Source organism: uncultured Ilumatobacter sp. (assembly GCF_963980585.1).
In the GTDB taxonomy this organism is placed as follows: Bacteria; Actinomycetota; Acidimicrobiia; order Acidimicrobiales; family Ilumatobacteraceae; genus Ilumatobacter_A.
Genome location: NZ_CAXCAM010000048.1, coordinates 1 through 20,304, shown reverse-complemented (window position 1 = coordinate 20,304; position 20,304 = coordinate 1). Strand labels below are relative to the sequence as shown.

Below are 20,304 nucleotides of genomic sequence, written 5' to 3'. Positions count from 1 at the left end.
GCTGCCGGACGGAACGACGTCGACGGCTCCCGGCGCAACGATCGGCAACATTGTCGACGGCACGATCTCAGCATTTGCCATCGCGCTCGGGCTCGCGTCGCTGGCGTTTCTGATCGGTTCCGTCACCGGTCGCAAAAGCGTTGCTATGGGCGGCGCCGTCACCCTCGGCGTCGGTGGCTACGTGCTCTACACGTTGTCGAGCATGACCTCAAGCCTCGACGGTCTGACGTGGCTGTCCTCATGGCGGTGGTACGTCGACGATGTCATGCTGATCAACGGACTCAACTGGCCAGTCCTCATCCCCTTCGGCGTCGCCACCATCTCACTCCTGATCAGCTGGTGGGCCTTCCTCCACCGAGATCTCCACAGCTCCTAAACAACCCCGGTGTTGCACCCCTGCCACACCGCAGGATTCAGGCCGCGTTGGCGAGAGCAGTCCGTACGGGCAAGACTCGGAGATGGACTTTGCCCGGCCCGAATACCTCGTCACGACCGCTTGGCTCGCTGCACATCTCGACTCACCTCATGTGCGCGTCCTTGACGTCACTGCGAAACTCAACGGACGGCTTGAGAATCGTGCAGAGGCAGAGTGCTATAGAGAAGGGCACATCCCTGGCTCTCTCTTTTTTGACAGCGCCGCAGGCAAGGGTGTGCTTTCGAATCAGTCGGCTGAACTTCCTTGGATGTGGCCGACTGTGGACGAAGTGGGCGCTGCGCTGAACGCTGTCGGTGTCGGGCCCGACACCAAAGTGGTGCTCGTTGCTCGGACACCGCGCGAGGGCATCGACTCGGGAACGATGTGGTGCACGCGGGCCTGGTGGACCTTGCACCATTCTGGAGTCGACTGCGCCATTCTGTGGGGAGGTATCGAACAGTGGGAGGCTGAAGGTCGGCCACTCACGGACGAGCCCTCAACGGTTCCATCGATCGCGCGGCCCGCTGTACTCACGCCGGCGACGTCGGGCAACGCAACTCAAGCAGAGGTGCTCGCCGCAGTGCACGGAACCCTCGCTCAGGAGGCGACCGCCCTCACATGTCTTGTCGATGCACTTCCGGCCGACAGCTTCGACGGTACCGGCACCTCATACGGTCCGCGTTCGGGACACATCACCGGGGCCATCAACGTGCCATTCCGGTCGCTGATCGAAGCCGAAACTGCTGCATTTGTTGAGCCAGCCGAAATGCACGAACACCTCAGTCGAGCTGGACTCCTTGACGAACGTGATGTGATTACCTACTGCGGTGGCGCAATCGCCGCAACGGTCGATGCCTTTGCGCTGGCGTTGTTCGGGAAGACAAATGTCGCTGTCTATGACGGGAGCCTCATGGAGTGGACCGCCGACCCTGACCTCCCGATGAACAATCCGAGTGGGGCAGCCTGACGACCCCAGCTTCGTGGCCGGCGCTCGTTACCGCAGGTGACCTACTCGCGTCATGACCAAGCGATGCGGGCAACGGTGAGAGTGCTGCAGTAAAAGATGTCTCGATTCCCTCCCGGAGTGAGAAACATTCCGTTCGCGATCCGCGAGCCCGTTGCGACTCGATCAAGGAGCGCCCCAGTAGCGATGTCGACCACGATGACGTCGTCAGTTCCGGCAGCAGTGAAGTCGTTGATGACGAGTTCACCGGACTCGGGGAAAACCACTGGCTGCATGCTTGCACGTACGTCGAGGTGCCACGCGACCTCAAGACCGCCGTCCGCTGTGGAGACTCCGGCGAGGCCACCGTTGATGCTGTCCCACGCAATAGCCATGTCGAACTCAGGGACGTGGACTGGTGGAGCAATGATGCCGCCGCCTGCAGTGCCGAAAGGCTCGATCACAACGTGCGCCGTCGGGTCAGTGAGCGAGATCCGATGGAGCCGCTGTGGGCCGTCCCAAGGCGCGTCGAGGCGCCACGACAGGTCCCGCCCGGGAGGGGTGCCGAAGCGGCCGTTCGGTTCGGTCTGATGTATTCGTCGGACCGAGGCGACGTCACCGCAGTCCATGGCCCAACACACGTCGTCTGACAGGCAGGCATCCCATGACAGGCCAAACCGGTCATCGGTGGTTCGGTATCGGGGCTGCCATTCGGCATCGATGACGAGTTCGTCCCCCTCAAGATGTATCCGCCAGAGATGTTCGGTTCCGGGCACATACACCGTCTCAGTTCCATCCAATTCAAGATTGGCGGCAATCCGTCCCATCGATCCCTCGGGGAGCACCAGCGGTTGGCCGAGAATCTCAAGGGATCCCGGGTCGAGGCGGGTGAGCGTCGTGCCGCCCTGGCCCTCAAGCCGCAGGTCCTTCGTGATCAACGAGCCGTCCGCCAACGCCAACAGACCATTATGCGAACGGTCTGCTGGCAGCCTGCGTTCGACCAATATCGAGAGATCATCAGGGTCGAGGCGATGAAGATAATTTCCATTGACCGACATGATCGACCCGTTGGCGTGAGCGAGGATCGCACCACACCAGACATGGTCCCCACAGGGCAACTGTGGCGAAGCGGCGAGAACATCGAGGGTGTTTGGATCAATCCGTTCCACCCACCCGAATGGTGGCGGCCCACTGAACGCAGCCATCGTGCCGCCCACGTACCACTGCCCGCTGTTTCTCTCGATTGCCATAACGTGCCATTTGTCGTCGTGGCGAGAAATCACACTCGCTGCACCGGAGGCTGCATCGAGTCGTCCGGGGCTGGCCTTTTGCCGCCGGTTCCCGCCGCACTCGACGGGCCATGCCGACGGCCAATACCCGGGGTGTGAGCTGGTGCGGTCACGCATCGTCGCAACTTAACGAACCCCCATCGAGTCGATCTCAGTGAAACGAGACAAACTCTTGACTGCAGTCGTGGCAAGGCGTGCCGATGGCGAACTATTGAAGCTGGTCAGTCCAGACGTGCCCACCGAGAAGCAGAACGGCGCGAAGTGGAAGCCGGACGCGAGCGCTTGCGGGCCCGAGTCCACACTCTCCAGCCGCGCCACACAACGTAAAACCTTCGATCGGTGTAGACGAGCTGGCAGGTTGGTCGTCCTGCCTCATCTCGGCGTGGCTGGGTCTGGCTGATCGCGCCAGGACCCGGCCCATGTTCCGGATTCTCTCAAGGCGAAGGGCTGCGGTGTCGAAAGGTCGAACAGAGCGCGATTCCCAACGGCGAAACCGTGTCGCCCGGACAAGGGCTCGAGAAGGACCGATGATTAACGAGCTGGAGTTCTCCGCAGACACCGGACCAAGCCTGCGTCACGCGTGGGCCCGGCTCGCGAGTCAAGCTGTGCGCATGCGCAGCGACCTCGTTGTCGTGGCGCTCGACCTCGCGCTCGTGGCATCAGCATTCTTACTGATGCTGTTGCTGCGCTATGACGGCACCATCCTCGCCGACGGCTGATCAGGCCTCGCAGCGTTTCTCCCGTTCGCCGCTGGAGCGGTGGTGCTCAGCAACTTCGGATGGGGCCTGTACGGCCAGCTCTGGCGTCACGCCAGCCTTCACGAAGCGCCGCTGCTCCTGAAGTCGGGTGCAACAGTGATGGCCCTCCTGATAGTCGTCAATGTGTCGCCCCGCTTCGTGCCAACCTCGGTAGTCGTCACCGGCACGGTCACCGTGACGTTCCTCACGGGGTTATTGCGTTTCCAGAGCCGGTTCTTCTCCTTTCGCCGATCCGTGGATCAACTCGGACTGGGCGTAGTCGTCATTGGATCGGGCGATTCCGGCGCCGGCATCGTGTCCGACATGCTGCACAGCCCACGTGCCAGGTTCAGGCCGGTTGCGGTGCTCGACGAGGACCCCGACCACCATGGCCGATGATTCATGGGAGTACCGATCGTCGGCGGAATCGATGATCTGACCGATGTTGTCGCGGCGACAGGCGCCAACCTCGCCGTGTTCGCGATCACCAATGCGCCGCAGGAGACGGTGCGACGCGCCACAGATGCAGCTGAGGCTGCAGATATTGCAATGAAGATCGTTCCCCGAATGTCGGCGGCGATGCGCAGCGGCACATCACCGCCGACATTCGTGACGTGCAGATCAAGGACCTCCTGGGACCCGAACAGATTGCAACCAATCTCGACGCCGTGACATCCATCCTGCGCGGCAATCGAGTGCTGATCACCGGTGCCGACGGCCACGTACGCGCTCGGGGGAACAGACCCAACGAAGTCGCTCGTTGAGAAAGCGGAGCAACTCAACGCGTCGATGATCGTGGTGGGCAATCGCCCCGTGAAAAGTGTTGCCCGCCTGCTCGGCGCAATTGCCACCGATGTCATCCGCCACGCACCCTGCGATGTCCTCGTCGTCAACACCACTTATTGACGGCTGCGCCCAAGGCTTGGCGTGCGCTGCGTGCAAGACTCTGCGATGATGCCGGTTCAAGAGAAGTCAGTCGCGTGGATTGTGATTCCCTTGCTGCTGATCCTTGTTATCGGTGTCATTGCGTTGGCGTGGGCGCTCGGTGCAATCCCATGGTGGATGGCCGCTGTGCTGCTTCCACTGACGATGGCTGGCCTCTGGCGAACCGTGCCCTCGGGGCCCCGCAAGCCATAGAAAGTCGTCACTCTCGTGTGCGCTGAGGAATCGGGGCGACGGCGGTGCACGCGCCGACGATCGCCGGATCGCTTCCTCCGACCAGCGCTAAAGTCATCCATCGTCTGAACGAAAGGTTCGCGATGTACGCATCCATTGTTGTCGGTACCGACGGTTCAAGTAGCGCCGCAACCCACGATCGGGATCCTTGGCGCAGTTGTTGCGATGTGGATGTGTGCGCCTGACATGGCGGCAAGCATCGCGGCGTGGGTGACGTGGCATCGCCTGCCGCAATCGTTGACCTGAGCGGATGGGGCGAAGCAAGTGAGGAAACTGTCCGAGCGGCGCTCGAGTCAGCCACAGCTTTTGCGGAAGAAGCAGGTGCGACATCAACGACCCAGGCGCTCTCTGGCGACCCAGCAGATGCTCTGCTGTCGTTATGTGAGCAGGTCGATGCCCACCTGCCGGTCGTCGGCAACCGGGGCATGCATGGCATCGGCCGCTTCCTACTCGGCAGCATCTCCAGCCGATGCGCCCACCACGCCGACCGGTCCGTGCTCATCGTCCAAACAACCTGAACAGGCCTCGCAGCGAGGTGGACGGCGTCGGGAAGCTGTCTCTTCCCGGCAGTCGGCGTCCGGCTGCGACGTGGTCCGCAAACTGTCATCCTGAATCCGCAGCGCGTTCCGCCACCTGGAGTTCACTCTGCATTCAGCCAATCAACACTCCTCGAGTGATTGAATCTGACTAAACGCCCAGGCTCTCGCCGAGAGTGTGGTGGACGAGCACACCTACGAGGAATCGACCATGACGACGAGAATCGGAATCAATGGTTTTGGACGAATCGGCCGCCTCGTCGTTCGTGGACTCAGCGGCCGAGACGGCATCGAGGTTGTCCACGTCAATGACCCTCAGGCAGATGTCGGCACCGCAGCGCACCTTCTCCAATTCGACTCTGTCCACGGCCGCTACGCCGGCGAAGTCAGCACTGATGGCACATCAATGACGGTCGACCGCACCGCAGTCACGTACTCCTCACAGGACACACCGGCAGCCGTGCCGTGGACCGACCATGGCGTCGACATCGTGCTCGAATGCAGCGGCAAATTCAAGACCGCCGAAACTTTGCAGCCATACCTCGACGGCGGTGTCCGCAAGGTCATCGTGGCCGCACCCGTGACGGCCGACGGCGTGCTGAACATCGTCATGGGGTGCAACGACGACCTGTACGACGCAGCCGTGCACGACATCGTGACGGCCGCCTCATGCACCACCAACTGCCTGGCACCTGTCGTCAAGGTCTTGCACGAGCACGTCGGAATCGAACGCGGGGCAATCACCACGATCCACGACGTGACCAACACGCAAGTCGTCGTCGATGCCCCACACAAGGATCTCCGACGTGCAAGGTCGGCGCTGAATTCTCTGATTCCGACCTCGACTGGATCGGCGACCGCCATCACCATGATCTATCCGGAACTCAGCGGCAAACTGAACGGAACCGCAGTGCGCGTACCGCTGCTCAACGCGTCGCTCACCGATGCGGTCTTCACCATGCAACGAGAAGTGACCGTTGATGAAATCAACGATCACTTCCGCACCGCCGCCAACGGCGAACTGGCCGGCATCCTCGGATTCGAAGACCTTCCCCTGGTATCCGCGGACTACACCAACGACACACGGTCCGGCGTCGTTGACGGCCCCTCAACCATGGTCATCGATGGTCGAATGGTCAAAGTGCTCGTCTGGTACGACAACGAATATGGGTACGCCTTCCGCATGGCTGACCTCGCAGCGAAGGTCGCAGCGTTACTCCCAGCAGGGTGACCACCGAGCAATGAACGTTCGCAACTACGCGCTGGTCACCGCCGGTTACTGGGCGTTCACGCTCACCGACGGTGCCCTGCGCATGTTGGTGCTGCTGCACTTCAACGAACTGGGCTACTCGCCGGTCCTACTTGCATTTCTCTTCCTCGCCTATGAATTCATGGGGATTGTCACCAATCTGATCGGCGGCTGGGTCGGGTCGCGAACAGGTCTCGGGCTCACCTTGCGGGTCGGTCTGGGCCTCCAAGTCGCCGCCTTGGTTGCTCTCACGCTGCAGCAAGAATCGTGGGCCGAGTGGACCTCAGTGGTGTTCGTGATGGCGGTGCAGGCACTGTCAGGCGTCGCCAAAGATCTCACGAAAATGAGTTCGAAAAGCGCGGTCAAGTTCGTCGCCGGCGACGAAGACGGTGCCCTCTTCAAGATGGTCGCGATACTGACCGGTTCCAAGAACGCTTTGAAGGGCGTCGGATTCTTCTTGGGCGCTGCGCTGCTTGCATCGCTTGGATACGAGGCCGCGCTCTGGACGCTCGCGGCGATCGTTGGTATCGCACTCGTCGCCATCATGGCAATGCTGAACGAGGACATCGGCAAGTCGAAGAAGCGGACGCCCCTCGGCTCAATTCTCTCCAAATCCGGCCCCGTGAACCGGCTGTCTGCTGCCCGAGTGTTCCTGTTCGCTTCTCGCGACATCTGGTTCGTCGTGGCACTTCCAGTTTTCCTCGAAGAGGAGTTGGGCTGGTCGTTCTACGCCGTTGGCGGCTTTCTGGCCGCGTGGGTCATCGGCTACGGGGGAGTGCAGTCGATGGCCCCTCGTATTCTCGGCTCGACACGACCAGATGGCTCTGACCAGGCCAACGGGGTCGACCGCGACGTTGCCGGCGCTCGATGGTGGGCGATGATCCTCGGCCTCATCGCATTAACAATCGCCGCCCTCGTCACAGCCGGCATCGCAGTCACCGCCGTGATCGTGGGCGGGCTCATCATCTTCGGCGTGGCGTTCGCCGTGAACTCTTCGGTCCACTCCTATCTGATCCTTGCCTATAGCAACGAAGACGACGTATCTATCGATGTCGGCTTCTACTACTCAGCAAATGCAGTGGGACGCTTTGTCGGCACGTTGCTGTCAGGTGTGCTTTACCTGTGGGGCGGGCTCCCCGTCGCACTCTGGGGTGCCGCGGCCTTCGTGGGCGTCACCTGGCTCTTGACGCTGCGGCTTCCGGCGGTCGATCGCGCGGTTTCAGCGGCCCCGCCGAAAAGTTAGAACACCTCGTTGCAACCAGGGACTTCCGGCACTGGGCAGCAAGCGCAGGCTTGCTTACCGTGCGGAGGCAACGACGTTGCGCCGAGCACGGCCGAAGGGACATCCCATGGACTTCGAGATCTCCGACACAATGCGGACAATCCTCCCCATTGACCATGCTTCCATGGACGAGGAGGTGATTCCACTCGAGGCGAGTTCCTCCGCGGGCACCCCGAGGTTGTCGCAGAGCAGGTCGCGGCGCTGCAGCAACGGGTCCGCCAGATGGGCGTCTGCCTAAGAGCGGCTCGGTCCCAGGCGCATTCATCACTGCATGCGCTGGCTCGGTATCGCGAGCCGTTCCTTCTGTCTGCTCTGCGCGTACGCCAACCAACGGGTCATCACCGCCGAGGGAGACACCCTCGCTGACCGGCAGATCGTGCGGCACTGGGTTGCCGAGCTTGATGCCGAGATCCGAAGCGCCCGCCTGTTGACGCTGCACGCAGCATGGAAGATCGATACCGATGGAGCCAAAGGCGCACGTGACCAGATTTCGGCAATCAAGTTCTCCGTTGCCGGCACCATGCTCAAAGCGGTCGACACGGCCATCCAGGTCCACGGTGCCCTCGGCGTCACCGACGACACGATTCTCGCCTACTGGTATAGCCACGAACGAGCAGCGCGAATCTACGACGGCGCCGATGAAGTCCACAAGACCTCGCTCGGGCGTCGAATCTCGCGTCAATAGAAGACCTGAGTGGGCGAGTAGCGTCACGGTCAGCGATGACGTGCACCAGCGAGCTTTCCCGCCAACGATGACCAATATGACCAATATGACCAATATGACCAAGCCTGTCCCGACCAACACCGACGCCCCGTGCTGCGGCGGCGGTGTCTCCCGCCTCGATCTCAGCGACGCAACAGCGCTTGCGGTTCAACTCAGCGCGATCGCTGACCCGGTTCGTATTCAGATGTTGTCGATCATCGCGTCGTCGGCGAGTGGCGAAGTGTGTGCCTGTGACTTCGTCGAGCCGATCGGCAAGTCGCAGCCCACGATTTCGCACCATCTCAAGGTGCTCAACAAGGCCGGATTGGTCGCAGGTGACAAACGAGGTCGTTGGATTTGGTACCGGCTCAGCCCCGGCTCCATCGATGGCGTTATCAGCAGCCTGAGTGGCGCCATCGCCGACTCGCCGAGCTGACATGTGCGGACGGTTCGTCTCGACCAGTACGCCCGATGCAATCGCGGCCTACTTCGGCGCAACCGCAGATGTTGCGCCGCTCGGAGCAAACTTCAATGTCGCGCCGACCCACGACGTCTACGGCGTCGTTGCACGCGCTGCATATCCGGATGCGCCGCTCGACAAGACGGTCCAGGCCTTCCACTGGGGGCTGATTCCCAGCTGGGCCAAGGAGCGCAAGATTGGCGCGCGGATGATCAACGCCCGCGCCGAGACGCTCACCGAGAAGCCGTCGTTTCGCGGGTTGGTGAAGAACAAGCGTGTGATTATCCCGATGGACGGGTTCTACGAATGGAAACCGGGCGCCGCTGACGGTCCGCGCAATGCCAAGGTCGCGTCGCTCAAGCAGCCCATGTTCATCCACCGCGTCGACGGCGAACCGCTCGCAGTCGCAGGCCTCTGGGCCGCGTGGAAGGACCCGTCAGATCCCGATCATCGTTGGCTGCACAGCGCCACGGTGATCACAACTGGAGCCAACGACCTGATGTCACCAGTACACGACCGAATGCCGGTGCTCGTCCCGCGCGATCGGTGGGACGAGTGGCTCGATCCAGGCAACGACGACATCGACGCACTGTCGGACATCTTCTCTGCCTCCAACGCTGGAGCGCTCAAGATGCACGCTGTCTCCACCGAGGTGAACAACGTCCGCAACAACGCCGCCGACCTCCTCAACCCGATGTGAGCCGTCCGCTCTGGATCAGAGTGCAGCGATGATTCGAGCAGCCCAATCTTCAAGGTCGCTGCGGTCGACATGCGCAGCAGCATTCGCAAACGAGAGTTCGCTCATCTCGTTGGTTGGCACCAGGTGGATATGGGCGTGCGGCACCTCGTAGCCGGCGATTATCAGCCCGACCTTTTCGCAGCCGAAGGCACGCTCCTGGGCCTTGGCAATGCGGCGGGATACCTCGAACAGGTGCGTCGACAACTCGGGAGAAGCGTCGATCCAATGATCGATCTCCTCAATGGGTACGACGAGCGCGTGTCCCGGTGTCATTGGATTGATCGACATGAATGCAACGCAGCGGTCATCGCGATGCACGAAGGTCCCGGGAATATCGCCGTTGATGATCATGGTGAAGACGGTGCTCATACCCGCGCCACAGTACGCGCGCCGTACGATCGAGATGTGACCAGCGACGACGAGACCGCTCAAACATCCGACAGCGACTCGGCCGGTCTCTTCGACAATCTGTGGACGGCCCCCAATGCCTTCACGCTCCTGCGGTTGCTGTGCCTCCCAATCTTTCTCTGGCTCCTGTTTGTCCAGGACAACCGCGCAGGAGCGGCGTGGATGCTCGTGGCGCTGGCGAGCACCGATTGGATCGACGGCTATATCGCTCGACGTTTCGACCAGGTGAGCGAGTTCGGCAAGATCTTCGACCCGACCGTCGACCGTCTCTTCTTCTTCGTGTCGGTGATTGCCATCGTCATCGACGGCAGCATCCCTGTCTGGTTCGCTGTCGCAGTGTTGTTCCGCGAAGTGGCAGTGGGCGCGATGATGACGATTGCGACACTGCTTTTTGGCATGGAACGATTCGATGTCACCTGGTGGGGCAAGACGGCGACCTTCCTGCTCATGGCGGCGGTTCCGAGCTTCTTGATCAGCGAAGCAGGCGTGTCGGAGTCGGACTTCTTTGCCGTCGTTGCGTGGGTCACCGGCATCCCGGGGCTCGCCCTCAGCTACTGGACCGGCATCGCCTACATTCCCCAGGTCCGAGCTGGGATTGCGGCCGGGCGCCAACATCGCGCAGATCGGGTTCCTTCCGGGCAGTGATTCTCGCTACGGTAAGCACCGATGAACGTTCCAGCTGACCTCCGCTACTCGTCAGACCACGAGTGGATCCGCCAAGACGGCAACGTCGTCACGATCGGCATCACCGAATATGCCCAGGATTCGCTCGGCGATGTGGTGTTTGTCGAGGTTCCCGAGCAGGGAACGACCGTGGTCTTGGGTGACTCCTTCACTGAGGTTGAGAGCACGAAGTCAGTCAGTGACATCTATGCCCCAGTGTCGGGTGTCATCTCTGCCGTGAACGAGGCGCTCGATGATCAGCCCGAACTCCTCAACAGTGACCCTTACGGTGAGGGTTGGATCTGCTCAATTCAATATTCCGACGCGGCCCAACTTGACGAACTGATGGACGCCGCCGCCTACAGGGCGCTCACCGAAGGCTGAGCTCATGAGCACCTACGTCTTCTGCAACCAATGCGGCCATCGCAACCCGCCCGAGAGCACGTTCTGCTCAAGCTGCGGCGAACCCTTGGATTCACTTGGCGATCGAACCATCACCCTCACCGCAATCGATCCGTTACAAGATGCTCCTGGGCCGAAGGACGACATCGTGGTTCCGGTCGGTGAACTCTCAACCGAGATCGGTGTCCTCATCGTCCGTGCCGGAGCGCAAGCCGGCGCCCGATTCCCGCTCGACGAGGATGTGACCCGAATGGGACGCCACCCCAACAGCGAGATCAGCCTTGACGACATCACCGTGTCTCGACGTCATGCCGAGATCGAGCGCACTGCCGACGGTTACGTCGCCAGCGACGCCGGCTCGCTCAACGGCACGTATGTCAATCAGGAACGTATCGACCGCATGCTGCTGCATCACGGCGACGAGGTTCAGATTGGCAAGTTCAGACTGGTCTTCTTCGAGCGGAACGATGGCTGACCTGCCGGGCAGGACCGCATCGATGTCGCATCTCTCCATTGGTGAAGTACTCGCACTGCTGCTCGAGGAGTTTCCCGACGTCACGATCTCGAAGATCCGTTTCCTCGAGAGTCAGGGTCTGATCGACCCTGAGCGCACGCCGTCGGGGTATCGCAAGTTCTACGACGACGACGTTGAATTACTGCGCTGCATCCTGCGTGAGCAGCGCGAGAACTACTTGCCATTACGCGTCATCAAAGACCGGCTGGATTCAGGCGAGATCGACCCGACGAGCGAGATCCCGCGCCCCCGAGGCATTCGCAACATGCCCGACGACGACGCTGTTGCCGCGCACCCTGCGGCCACGCTGATCGCATCCGGCGCGTCAGCGCCGCCGACCGGCGCAGAGGCCCTGTTCGCGCGCACCGACACCGGCGACACGCCCACAGACGCGACCGAGTCCAGCGCCAAGGTCGACGATCTGGCGCCGGCCAACACCCCGATTCCGCCCTCGCCCGAACCTGTTGCCGATGTCGCAGCACCGTCGTCGCTGCCCAGCGTTGCGCTCACGCGTGACGAGCTGTGCTCGATGGCATCGATCGATGCCGCTGCGCTCGAAAACCTCGAGTCCTACGGCGTCGTCACCGGTATCCGCGGATCAGGTGGCATGTATGGCGAGGACGCACTTGAGGTCGCCACGATCGCCAAGCGGTTCCTCGACGCAGGCTTCGATGCGCGGCACCTTCGCGGATGGAAAGTGGCTGCGGATCGCGAAGCCGGCCTGTTCGAACAGATGATTCAGCCGCTGTTACGGCAGCGCAATCCGGGGTCTCGCGAGCAGGCACGCCAGCAACTCACCGAGATGGAACAAATCGGCGGCCAACTGCGCTCGGCCCTGATGCGATCAACGATGCGCCAGCACTACGAAGACTGAGTACGATCGGGAGAGTGATCCCTCTCGAATTGGTCGGTGTCCGCGTCGAAGTGCCAGCCAATACACCCATGATGTTGCTCCGTGAGCAGGATGGCGACCGAAGGCTGCTCCCGATCTACATCGGCACGCCCGAAGCCTCTGCGATTCACTACGCGCTCGAAGGAGTCGAGCCGCCGCGTCCGCTCACGCATGATCTGTTCTTGATCACCCTCGGCGAACTGGGGGCAACAGTCGATCAGGTCGTCGTCACGGAAATGCGCGATCGGACGTTTCATGCCGAGGTGTACCTGTCGAGCCCGTCGGGTGACAAGGTCATCTCGGCGCGGCCTTCCGATGCCGTTGCACTCGCCGTTCGATGCAACGCGCCGCTCTTCGCCACCGACGAGTTGATGGCAGCCGAAGCCCAAGAAGCACCGGCCGAACCGGAAGTCGATGCTGCCGAAATCATCGACGACTTCAAGGATTTCCTCGACAACGTCAGCCCCGAAGACTTCGAGGCCTGACCAACACCCGAGAGACGAAGTCTCGACAAAAGGTTGACGGTCGCGCGTCCGATCCGTAAGGTTCACGATCTCACACTGCTGTAACTACGAAACTGTGGTGCCGCAGCACAATCTGTTCGTTCGTTGGCAACAACGAACCGGAGGCAATCACATGACACGTATCGCAGGGACCCCGCTGTCCGACATCGACAAGCGGCTCGCCGAATCGCTGGGCTACAGCGGCACGCAAACCGCCAGCGTCGTCGGCATCTCGTATCGCCAGCTCGATTATTGGGCTCGCACCGACCTGATCCGCCCATCGCTCAGTGATGCCAGTGGTAGCGGTAGCCGTCGTCGGTACTCCTACACCGATCTGCTCGAACTCAAGACGATCAAGAAGCTGCTCGACGCCGGGATCAAACTGGAACAAGTCCGCAAAGTGTTCGACTACCTCCGTGAGCACGTCGCCACCGACATTGCCTCGGCGCACCTTGTCATCGAAGGCGAGAGCGTGCAGGTCTGTGATGACGGCGAGCTCATCGACGTGTTGAAAAATGGCCAGGGCGTCCTCAACATGGTGTTCTCCATGAGCGGAATGAAGAACGAACTCGAAGCGGACGTCGCCGACATCGCCTCGGAAATTCTCGACGATCAGCCGCATCGCCGGATCGGCTGAGCATCACATGACACTCGAGCGGTCACCCCTGGTCGAGCAGCACCAAGCTCTTGACGCCAGCCTCGTCGAGTTCGGCGGATGGGAAATGCCCATCGCCTACCCGTCGGGCACGATCAACGAGCACCTCGCGTGTCGCCGTGGCGCCGCAATGTTCGACGTGTCGCATCTTGGCTCAGTCCGCATCACAGGCGACGGCGCCTTCGACCGGCTCCAGACCACACTGACCAACGATCTCCGAAAGATCACACCCGGGCGAGCCCAGTACACACACCTGCTCGACGCGCACGACGCATCCGTGCTCGACGACATCATCGTGTGGTGGCATCCCCGGGCCGATGGTGATCCCGACGTGTTCGATGTCATGCCAAATGCGTCCAATACCGACGATGTGGTCGCTGCCCTCGGGGGCATCGAGACGACCCATGATCGCGCCGTCATCGCTGTCCAAGGCCCCGAAGCCAAGACCGTCCTGGCCACAGTGTTCCCCGAGGCGGCCGCCACCGGCCGCTTCCGCGTGACGCACTGCGACTGGCACGGCGCACCATGTGTCGTCGCCGGAACGGGCTACACGGGGGAGCCTGGCGTCGAGATTGCTGTCCCGGCGGCATCAGCCGGATCACTGTGGGACGCACTCATCGGCGCAGGAATCACTCCGGCCGGTCTCGGTGCCCGCGACACGCTCCGACTTGAGTCGGCGCTGCCGTTGCACGGCCAGGAACTCGGCCGCGGCATCACCTCGTTGCAGGCCGATCTCGGATGGGTCGTGGCCTGGGAGAAGCCAACATTCATCGGCAAGGACGCCGCGTTGTCAGAGCGCAGTGATGGTGTCACCCGACGACTGTTCGGCATCGCAACCGACGGGCGGAGGCCGGCCCGCACGGGTTGCACTGTGCTCGTCAACGGTGTCGCCGTCGGGGAAGTGACCAGCGGCAACTTTTCACCGATTCTTGGGCACGGCATCGCACTTGCATTTCTCCCACCGACAACGGCCGAAGGCGACCTGGTCGACATCGACGTCCGGGGCAAAACGCTTGCCGGCCGCGTCGTCGCAACACCGTTTGTCTAATCCGCTACTCGTCTGACTTCTTTGCGGTTGCCTTCTTCTGCGGCGTCGCCTTCTTTGGGGCTGCCTTCTTCTGAGGCGTCGCCTTCTTCTGCGGCGTCGCCTTCTTGGCGGTCGTCTTTTTCACGGCCACGGGTGGAGTCGGAGCGGATGGCTCCGGAGCCGGAGCCGCCCCGGTCACGCCCGGCCGACGAAAGCCACCAAACAAGCCACCCGCTGTTTCGGCAAGTTGCGTGAGCGGGCCCAGACGGGCCTGCAGATCACCGAGAATGTCGCTGAACTGACCCAACTGGTCAGGGAGCTGCGTGAACGCCGGCGTGGTCAGCGTCTTGGCCAACCGCTCAAGACCAGGTGCTGCAGCCATGGCCGGGCCGCTGACGACCTGCATCATGTCGTCAGCAGCCTTCACCGTGCGGGTCATCTGCGGAACCGCTGCACGAATCGGGCCTTCGACGTCGGTGACCAACCGGTTGATTCGTTCGGTGGTCTCGTTCAGGTTCTCCATCGTGCGATTGAAGTTCTCAACACCCCGAAGGAACTCGTCGACACCCTTGCGAAACTGTTCGAAGGATTGCAGCGTGCCAGCGAGTGGCGCCGCGAACAGGTTGAACATCTGCGAGAGCGGGTCACTGTCAGCCATCACGCCAACCTACTTCGCCACGGCCGAGGACACCCTGAATGACGATGAAGTGTGCGACCACCGGCAGAGCCATCGAGGATTGAGACGCTTCGGCATCAGCCGCTTGCGTACGCCTCAAGCGGCTCGCAACTGCAGACAAGGTTCCGATCGCCATAGGCACCGTCAATACGCGAGACCGGGGGGAAGTACTTGGAGACCCTGAGACTGTCCAGCGGGAATGCGCCGGTTTCACGGCTGTACGACCGATTCCACTCTCCGAGCAGTTCCTCAGACGTATGTGGCGCATGCCGAAGTGGGCTGTCCTCGATGGCGGACTCTCCGGACGCAACTAGATCGATCTCGCCTTTGATTGCAATCATCGCAGCGCAGAAGCGATCGATCTCGCGCAGCGTCTCGCTTTCGGTCGGCTCGATCATCAGAGTCCCGGCGACGGGAAAGCTCATCGTCGGGGCATGAAACCCATAGTCCATCAGCCGTTTGGCGATGTCGTCGACGGACACCTCGGTCTCTTTGGTGATGTCGCGTACGTCAATGATGCATTCGTGAGCAACCCGTCCGTGCTCGCCGCGGTACAAGACCGGGAAATGCGGGTCGAGCTGATGGGCGATGTAGTTGGCGGCAACGATGGCGACGCTGGTGGCGTCAGTCAGGCCCGCGGCGCCCATCATCTCCAGGTACATCCACGGGATCGGCAGAATGCCAGCCGAACCGAAATTGGCCGCCGACACCGCCCCAACCGGCGACTCCGCGTCCAGCGGATGGCCGGGGAGAAACGGCTGGAGATGGCTGCGAACACCAATCGGACCGACGCCCGGCCCACCCCCGCCATGCGGAATGCAGAACGTCTTGTGCAGGTTGAGATGACTCACATCTGCCCCGAACTTGCCCGGGCGAGCGTGACCGACCAACGCGTTGAGATTCGCACCGTCGACGTACACCTGACCACCAGCATCGTGCACCAGACCGCACAACTCGCTGACATCGGCCTCGAACACGCCATGCGTCGATGGATACGTGATCATGATGGCGGCCAACGTGTCGCCCACATCGGCAAGCTTGACTCGCAAATCGGCCATGTCGACGTTGCCGCGATCATCACATGCGACCACCTTCACATCGAGACCTGCCATCACTGCGCTGGCAGCATTGGTTCCGTGCGCACTCGAGGGGATCAGGCACACCGTCCGCTGTTCGTCACCGTTGGTGCGGTGATAAGCCCGGATCGCCAACAGGCCTGCGAATTCTCCTTGACTGCCTGCGTTGGGTTGCAAACTGACTGCGTCATAGCCCGTGATGACCGCGAGCCGGTCTGCCAGATCATCAATCATCTCGACGTATCCGGCAGCCTGCTCGATGGGAGCAAAGGGATGGATGTCAGCAAACTCCGGCCACGTGATCGGCACCATTTCCGACGTTGCGTTGAGCTTCATCGTGCACGATCCGAGCGGGATCATGGTCCGGTCGAGGGCGAGGTCTCGATCGCTGAGCCGACGCAAGTAGCGAAGCATCTCATGCTCACTGTGATACCGCTCAAACACCGATTGCGTGAGGAACTCATCAGTTCGCCGCAGTGCTGCAGGTATGCCATCAGGCGCTGAGTCGGGATCGTCGACAGGCTGCCCGCCAAGTGCAGCAACCACACTCGATACTGTTTCGAGGGTCGACGTCTCGTCAAAGGTCACTCCGAAGACTCCATCGTTCACCCGCCGAATGTTGAATCCGGCGGCCAACGCCGCGGCGATGGCCGCGTCGACGTCCTTGGAGCGCACCGTGATGGTGTCAAACCACGTTTCGTTGAGCACCTCATGACCAGCAGCCCGCAAGCCTGCTGCAGCGATCGAGGTGAGTCGATGCACACGCTCCGCAATGCGGGTCAGCCCCGCGCGTCCGTGCCATGCGGCGTAGAGGCCAGCGATGTTTGCCAGCAGCACCTGCGCAGTGCAAATGTTCGATGTCGCTTTCTCGCGCCGGATGTGCTGCTCCCGGGTCTGTAATGCGAGCCGGAGCGCTGGGCGGCCAGCTGTATCTGTACTGACGCCGACGATGCGCCCAGGCATCGATCGAGCAGCTTTCTCGCGCGCTGCCACAAACGCTGCGTGTGGACCACCAAAGCCCATCGGCACACCGAAACGTTGTGCCGAACCAATCGCGATGTCGGCGCCCATTTGCCCTGGAGGAGTGACCAGCAGGCACGAGAGAGGGTCGGTCACGACCGCGGCGATGCCCCCCATTGAGTGCACCTTGGCAATGTCGGCGGTCCAATCGACAACGGCACCCGATGAGCTCGGTGCACTGAACAGCGCACCGAAGACTCCGCCGGCGTCGACACCATCGAGCAGAGCAGCTTCGCCAACCAGGAGTTCGACCCCCACCGGCTCGGCCCGCGTCCTGAGCACTGCCAGCGTTTGAGGGTGAGTGTCCTCATGTACGAAGAAGCGTTGTGATTTGACCTTTGACTGGCGCCTGGCCATCGTCATCGCCTCTGCAGCGGCCGTCCCTTCGTCAAGCAGCGATGCATTCGCCACATCGAGACCGGTCAGTTCGGTGACCAACGTCTGGAAGTTCAGAATCGCCTCGAGTCGGCCCTGACTGATCTCTGGCTGATACGGCGTATATGCGGTGTACCAAGCCGGGTTCTCGAGCACATTTCGTGCAATCACCGGAGGAGTGATCGTGCCGGTGTAGCCCATCCCGATCAACGAGGTGACAAGTTGGTTCTTCTCGGCAATCACCCGGAGGCGACGAAGCGCCTCGCGTTCTGGAACCGCGGGAGCGAGGTCGAGCGGTTCGCCCGAACGGATCGTGGCCGGCATGGTCTGATCAAGCAGCGCTTCCACGGAGTCGACGCCGACAGCGTCGAGCATGTGGGCCACATCGCCAGGGGTCGGGCCAACATGGCGACGGACGAATTCATCGGATTCAAACAGATCACTGAGCGGGGTGGGCATAAGTGGCTCCTGGGTACACGACGGATCGTGGTGGCGGCCCCCGCTGTCATCTGTGCCTGAGAGTTTTGATCCCCGTGGGCGGAACAAGCGCACGTCCGATGGACAAACGATCGATCACTTTCCAGCGTGCCTCACTCGAACGGTCCGGGTGCTTGAGCGATTGCCGGGGTGGGTTGCGCCTTCAGCGCCGACCAATGTGCCGGCTCTCCCGATCGAGTGGATCGGCGTTTCAGTTGTACTGCAAAGGGTAGTACCTCCACGCCGATGTGCGACGATCACACGATGAACACCGGCACGATCAATATCTCCAACGTTTTGCAGCGCAGCCGAATCTCGCTCAACGGCGCGTGGAACATCATTGTCGACCCCTATGAGATGGGCTACATCGGCATTCTCGGAGATCGCAACGATCGGGGCTTTTTTCGCGACCACAGGCCGCGTCACCCAGGCGATCGAGTGGAGTACGACTTCGACTCATCGCCAACGCTGACCGTTCCCGGGGACTGGAATACACAGGATGAGCGACTGCACTTCTACGAGGGCACCGTCTGGTATCGACGAACGGTCGAGGTGTCAGCCGTGCAGGTCGCCACGGGTCGAATCTTTTTGCACATCGGCGCCGCCAACCACACCAGCCGCGTGTTTCTGAATGGCGAGGAACTCTCCACCCATGCAGGAGGCTTCAGCCCGTACGCGGTGGAGTTGACTGGACGCCTGACCGCCGGCGCGCACTCTCTGGTCATCCAGGTCGACAATCGTCGCGAGCCCCACCGGATCCCTGCCATGCGATCAGATTGGTGGAACTTCGGCGGGCTGACCAGAGCCGTCGACTTGGTGTTTGTGCCCGATGTGTTCATGCAGCATGCCTGGCTGACGATGGCTCCAGATGGACGAGTGATCGGTGGCGTCACGTTGCGCGGTGGAGACTCCGACGTTCGGCTTCGCATTCCAAGCCTCAACGTCGACACGACGGTCAGTCACACCTTTGAGTTGGATATCGCCCCCGAGCGGTGGAACCCCGGAGCACCTGTCCTGCACGAAGTGCACTGGAGTTGCGAACGTGACCACGTCACCGACGATGTCGGGTTCCGTACAGTCGAGACCGATGGCACCGACATCGTGGTCAACGGCACGCGTACGTTCTTGCATGGCATCTCCATCCACTCCGAGACGCCATCGGGCGGTCGCCGCGCCAACACCGTCGAACATGCATCGACACTGCTCGGTTGGGCACAGGAGCTGGGCGCCAACTTCGTGCGGCTCGCTCACTACCAACACGACGAACATATGGTCCGAGAGGCCGATCGTCGCGGCATCCTCGCCTGGTGCGAACTGCCCGTGTACTGGGGCATCGCATTCGACCAACCCAACGTGCTGGGCAACGCCCAGGAGCAACTTGAGGAGCTGATCGTCCGGGATCGCAGCCGTGCAGCCGTGATCTTCTGGTCGGTTGCCAATGAGACGCTGCCGTCCCCCGAACGCACGGCGTTCCTCACGAAGCTTGCTGACACCGCACGCGAGCTCGACCCGACCCGCCTGATCAGCGCCGCGATGCTCACACTCCCGACACAGGAACTCGACCATCTCATCGATGATCCGCTCGGTGCAGCGGTCGACGTCATCGCGATCAACCAATACCTCGGGTGGTATTACGGCGACCGCGAGACCATCCCCGAAGCGACATGGCGCTCCATCTTCGGCAAACCGATCGTGTTCACCGAGATGGGCGGCGGGGCCAAGGCCGGATACCACGGCGACGAAGGCGAAATCTGGACGGAGGAGTACCAAGCGGCGCTCTACCGAGCCCAGATTGAAATGGTCAAGGCCAATCGAACCGGCAACGGGGGAGAGGTGGCCGGGCTCTCTCCGTGGATTCTTAAGGACTTCCGAGCACCCGTGCGGGTCCTCCCCGGCATACAGGACGGATACAACCGGAAGGGTCTGATCAGCGAGGAAGGCGAACGGAAGCTCGCTTTCGGGGTGCTGCAGAGCTACTACGAAGAAGTTGCCAACTGACCCTCGATTTGCCCAGCGAGCTCGCGGGCGACGCGGAGCCCCACGCGCACGAACGAGCGGCTCGAGATCCGTCGAGCCTTGTCAGGCAC

Annotated in this window: 23 protein-coding genes, 2 pseudogenes and 1 riboswitch; of the genes and pseudogenes, 21 read left to right on the top strand and 4 right to left on the bottom strand. The window is 61.8% G+C overall.

The window, feature by feature from the left end:
• Positions 1–376, top strand: a pseudogene (locus ACH2DW_RS13015) (hypothetical protein); the annotation flags it as partial.
• Positions 377–458: 82 nt separating this feature from the next.
• Positions 459–1,382 (top strand): sulfurtransferase, encoded by a 924-nt coding sequence (locus ACH2DW_RS13010; protein ID WP_394930174.1) that lies wholly within the window; start codon positions 459–461, stop codon positions 1,380–1,382.
• Between the two features lie 50 nt (positions 1,383–1,432).
• Here the strand turns inward: ACH2DW_RS13010 and ACH2DW_RS13005 are convergent, their stop codons facing one another.
• Complete coding sequence (locus ACH2DW_RS13005; RefSeq protein ID WP_394930173.1) at positions 1,433–2,764, bottom strand: hypothetical protein; 1,332 nt, start codon at positions 2,762–2,764, stop codon at positions 1,433–1,435.
• Positions 2,765–3,174: 410 nt separating this feature from the next.
• On the opposite strand from ACH2DW_RS13005, the gene ACH2DW_RS13000 reads away from it, so the two are divergent.
• From ACH2DW_RS13000 to ACH2DW_RS12950, 11 genes and pseudogenes are all read left to right on the top strand, one after another.
• Positions 3,175–3,366 (top strand): hypothetical protein, encoded by a 192-nt coding sequence (locus ACH2DW_RS13000; protein ID WP_394930172.1) that lies wholly within the window; start codon positions 3,175–3,177, stop codon positions 3,364–3,366.
• A gap of 39 nt (positions 3,367–3,405) precedes the next feature.
• On the top strand, positions 3,406–3,783 hold the full coding sequence (locus ACH2DW_RS12995) for a nucleoside-diphosphate sugar epimerase/dehydratase (protein ID WP_394930171.1): 378 nt from the start codon (positions 3,406–3,408) through the stop codon (positions 3,781–3,783).
• Between the two features lie 3 nt (positions 3,784–3,786).
• Entirely contained in the window at positions 3,787–4,056 is a 270-nt protein-coding gene (locus ACH2DW_RS12990; protein ID WP_394930170.1) for a nucleoside-diphosphate sugar epimerase/dehydratase, read from the top strand.
• A gap of 36 nt (positions 4,057–4,092) precedes the next feature.
• Positions 4,093–4,290, top strand: a complete 198-nt coding sequence (locus ACH2DW_RS12985; RefSeq protein ID WP_394930169.1) for a universal stress protein — start codon at positions 4,093–4,095, stop codon at positions 4,288–4,290.
• A gap of 30 nt (positions 4,291–4,320) precedes the next feature.
• Complete coding sequence (locus ACH2DW_RS12980) at positions 4,321–4,521, top strand: hypothetical protein (RefSeq protein WP_394930168.1); 201 nt, start codon at positions 4,321–4,323, stop codon at positions 4,519–4,521.
• Positions 4,522–4,766: 245 nt separating this feature from the next.
• Positions 4,767–5,078, top strand: coding sequence for a universal stress protein (locus ACH2DW_RS12975; protein ID WP_394930167.1), 312 nt, complete (start codon positions 4,767–4,769; stop codon positions 5,076–5,078).
• Between the two features lie 229 nt (positions 5,079–5,307).
• Positions 5,308–6,327 (top strand): ArsJ-associated glyceraldehyde-3-phosphate dehydrogenase, encoded by a 1,020-nt coding sequence (locus ACH2DW_RS12970; RefSeq protein ID WP_394930166.1) that lies wholly within the window; start codon positions 5,308–5,310, stop codon positions 6,325–6,327.
• A gap of 10 nt (positions 6,328–6,337) precedes the next feature.
• Positions 6,338–7,588 carry an organoarsenical effux MFS transporter ArsJ gene (arsJ, locus tag ACH2DW_RS12965; RefSeq protein ID WP_394930165.1) on the top strand — a complete coding sequence of 417 codons (1,251 nt, stop codon included), beginning with the start codon at positions 6,338–6,340 and terminating at the stop codon, positions 7,586–7,588.
• Positions 7,589–7,880: 292 nt separating this feature from the next.
• Positions 7,881–8,312: pseudogene (locus tag ACH2DW_RS12960) on the top strand (acyl-CoA dehydrogenase family protein); the annotation flags it as partial.
• A 76-nt stretch (positions 8,313–8,388) separates the two neighbouring features.
• Positions 8,389–8,766, top strand: a complete 378-nt coding sequence (locus ACH2DW_RS12955; RefSeq protein ID WP_394930164.1) for an ArsR/SmtB family transcription factor — start codon at positions 8,389–8,391, stop codon at positions 8,764–8,766.
• Position 8,767: 1 nt separating this feature from the next.
• Positions 8,768–9,490, top strand: coding sequence for an SOS response-associated peptidase (locus tag ACH2DW_RS12950; protein WP_394930163.1), 723 nt, complete (start codon positions 8,768–8,770; stop codon positions 9,488–9,490).
• Between the two features lie 15 nt (positions 9,491–9,505).
• Here the strand turns inward: ACH2DW_RS12950 and ACH2DW_RS12945 are convergent, their stop codons facing one another.
• Positions 9,506–9,898, bottom strand: a complete 393-nt coding sequence (locus tag ACH2DW_RS12945) for an HIT family protein (RefSeq protein ID WP_394930162.1) — start codon at positions 9,896–9,898, stop codon at positions 9,506–9,508.
• Between the two features lie 36 nt (positions 9,899–9,934).
• Between ACH2DW_RS12945 and ACH2DW_RS12940 the strand changes: the two genes are divergently transcribed.
• The 7 genes from ACH2DW_RS12940 to gcvT all read left to right on the top strand — a co-directional run bounded on the left by ACH2DW_RS12940 (position 9,935) and on the right by gcvT (position 14,614).
• On the top strand, positions 9,935–10,582 hold the full coding sequence (locus tag ACH2DW_RS12940) for a CDP-alcohol phosphatidyltransferase family protein (RefSeq protein ID WP_394930161.1): 648 nt from the start codon (positions 9,935–9,937) through the stop codon (positions 10,580–10,582).
• A gap of 21 nt (positions 10,583–10,603) precedes the next feature.
• Positions 10,604–10,984 (top strand): glycine cleavage system protein GcvH, encoded by a 381-nt coding sequence (gene gcvH / locus ACH2DW_RS12935; protein ID WP_394930160.1) that lies wholly within the window; start codon positions 10,604–10,606, stop codon positions 10,982–10,984.
• A 4-nt stretch (positions 10,985–10,988) separates the two neighbouring features.
• Positions 10,989–11,477, top strand: a complete 489-nt coding sequence (locus tag ACH2DW_RS12930) for an FHA domain-containing protein (RefSeq protein WP_394930159.1) — start codon at positions 10,989–10,991, stop codon at positions 11,475–11,477.
• Entirely contained in the window at positions 11,470–12,390 is a 921-nt protein-coding gene (locus ACH2DW_RS12925) for a MerR family transcriptional regulator (protein WP_394930158.1), read from the top strand. The genes ACH2DW_RS12930 and ACH2DW_RS12925 overlap by 8 nt, the downstream gene beginning before the upstream one ends.
• Before the next feature lie 68 nt (positions 12,391–12,458).
• The gene (locus ACH2DW_RS12920; RefSeq protein ID WP_394930175.1) at positions 12,459–12,893 is read left to right on the top strand and encodes a bifunctional nuclease family protein; all 435 of its coding nucleotides are present in this window, start codon (positions 12,459–12,461) and stop codon (positions 12,891–12,893) included.
• A 151-nt stretch (positions 12,894–13,044) separates the two neighbouring features.
• On the top strand, positions 13,045–13,548 hold the full coding sequence (locus tag ACH2DW_RS12915; protein ID WP_394930157.1) for a MerR family transcriptional regulator: 504 nt from the start codon (positions 13,045–13,047) through the stop codon (positions 13,546–13,548).
• Positions 13,549–13,555: 7 nt separating this feature from the next.
• Positions 13,556–14,614, top strand: coding sequence for a glycine cleavage system aminomethyltransferase GcvT (gene gcvT / locus ACH2DW_RS12910; protein ID WP_394930156.1), 1,059 nt, complete (start codon positions 13,556–13,558; stop codon positions 14,612–14,614).
• A 4-nt stretch (positions 14,615–14,618) separates the two neighbouring features.
• Here the strand turns inward: gcvT and ACH2DW_RS12905 are convergent, their stop codons facing one another.
• Positions 14,619–15,251 (bottom strand): hypothetical protein, encoded by a 633-nt coding sequence (locus ACH2DW_RS12905; RefSeq protein WP_394930155.1) that lies wholly within the window; start codon positions 15,249–15,251, stop codon positions 14,619–14,621.
• 95 nt (positions 15,252–15,346) lie between these two features.
• Entirely contained in the window at positions 15,347–18,199 is a 2,853-nt protein-coding gene (gene gcvP / locus ACH2DW_RS12900; protein WP_394930154.1) for an aminomethyl-transferring glycine dehydrogenase, read from the bottom strand.
• Positions 18,200–18,329: 130 nt separating this feature from the next.
• A riboswitch (glycine riboswitch) is annotated at positions 18,330–18,420 on the bottom strand.
• Between the two features lie 61 nt (positions 18,421–18,481).
• Between gcvP and ACH2DW_RS12895 the strand changes: the two genes are divergently transcribed.
• Positions 18,482–20,215, top strand: a complete 1,734-nt coding sequence (locus ACH2DW_RS12895) for a glycoside hydrolase family 2 protein (RefSeq protein WP_394930153.1) — start codon at positions 18,482–18,484, stop codon at positions 20,213–20,215.
• Positions 20,216–20,304: the final 89 nt, after the last annotated feature.

What these genes read in the sequence shown, in the direction of transcription:
- ACH2DW_RS12915 (WP_394930157.1), top strand. Translation starts at nt 13,045, where the DNA reads ATGACACGTATCGCAGGGACCCCGCTGTCCGACATCGACAAGCGGCTC.
- ACH2DW_RS12920 (WP_394930175.1), top strand. Translation starts at nt 12,459, where the DNA reads ATGATGTTGCTCCGTGAGCAGGATGGCGACCGAAGGCTGCTCCCGATC.
- ACH2DW_RS13010 (WP_394930174.1), top strand. Translation starts at nt 459, where the DNA reads ATGGACTTTGCCCGGCCCGAATACCTCGTCACGACCGCTTGGCTCGCT.
- arsJ (WP_394930165.1), top strand. Translation starts at nt 6,338, where the DNA reads ATGAACGTTCGCAACTACGCGCTGGTCACCGCCGGTTACTGGGCGTTC.
- gcvP (WP_394930154.1), bottom strand. Translation starts at nt 18,199, where the DNA reads ATGCCCACCCCGCTCAGTGATCTGTTTGAATCCGATGAATTCGTCCGT.
- ACH2DW_RS12945 (WP_394930162.1), bottom strand. Translation starts at nt 9,898, where the DNA reads ATGAGCACCGTCTTCACCATGATCATCAACGGCGATATTCCCGGGACC.
- ACH2DW_RS12970 (WP_394930166.1), top strand. Translation starts at nt 5,308, where the DNA reads ATGACGACGAGAATCGGAATCAATGGTTTTGGACGAATCGGCCGCCTC.
- ACH2DW_RS12905 (WP_394930155.1), bottom strand. Translation starts at nt 15,251, where the DNA reads ATGGCTGACAGTGACCCGCTCTCGCAGATGTTCAACCTGTTCGCGGCG.
- ACH2DW_RS12955 (WP_394930164.1), top strand. Translation starts at nt 8,389, where the DNA reads ATGACCAATATGACCAATATGACCAAGCCTGTCCCGACCAACACCGAC.
- ACH2DW_RS12895 (WP_394930153.1), top strand. Translation starts at nt 18,482, where the DNA reads ATGAACACCGGCACGATCAATATCTCCAACGTTTTGCAGCGCAGCCGA.
- ACH2DW_RS13000 (WP_394930172.1), top strand. Translation starts at nt 3,175, where the DNA reads ATGATTAACGAGCTGGAGTTCTCCGCAGACACCGGACCAAGCCTGCGT.
- ACH2DW_RS12990 (WP_394930170.1), top strand. Translation starts at nt 3,787, where the DNA reads ATGGGAGTACCGATCGTCGGCGGAATCGATGATCTGACCGATGTTGTC.
- ACH2DW_RS12930 (WP_394930159.1), top strand. Translation starts at nt 10,989, where the DNA reads ATGAGCACCTACGTCTTCTGCAACCAATGCGGCCATCGCAACCCGCCC.
- gcvH (WP_394930160.1), top strand. Translation starts at nt 10,604, where the DNA reads ATGAACGTTCCAGCTGACCTCCGCTACTCGTCAGACCACGAGTGGATC.
- gcvT (WP_394930156.1), top strand. Translation starts at nt 13,556, where the DNA reads ATGACACTCGAGCGGTCACCCCTGGTCGAGCAGCACCAAGCTCTTGAC.
- ACH2DW_RS12925 (WP_394930158.1), top strand. Translation starts at nt 11,470, where the DNA reads ATGGCTGACCTGCCGGGCAGGACCGCATCGATGTCGCATCTCTCCATT.
- ACH2DW_RS13005 (WP_394930173.1), bottom strand. Translation starts at nt 2,764, where the DNA reads ATGCGTGACCGCACCAGCTCACACCCCGGGTATTGGCCGTCGGCATGG.
- ACH2DW_RS12950 (WP_394930163.1), top strand. Translation starts at nt 8,768, where the DNA reads ATGTGCGGACGGTTCGTCTCGACCAGTACGCCCGATGCAATCGCGGCC.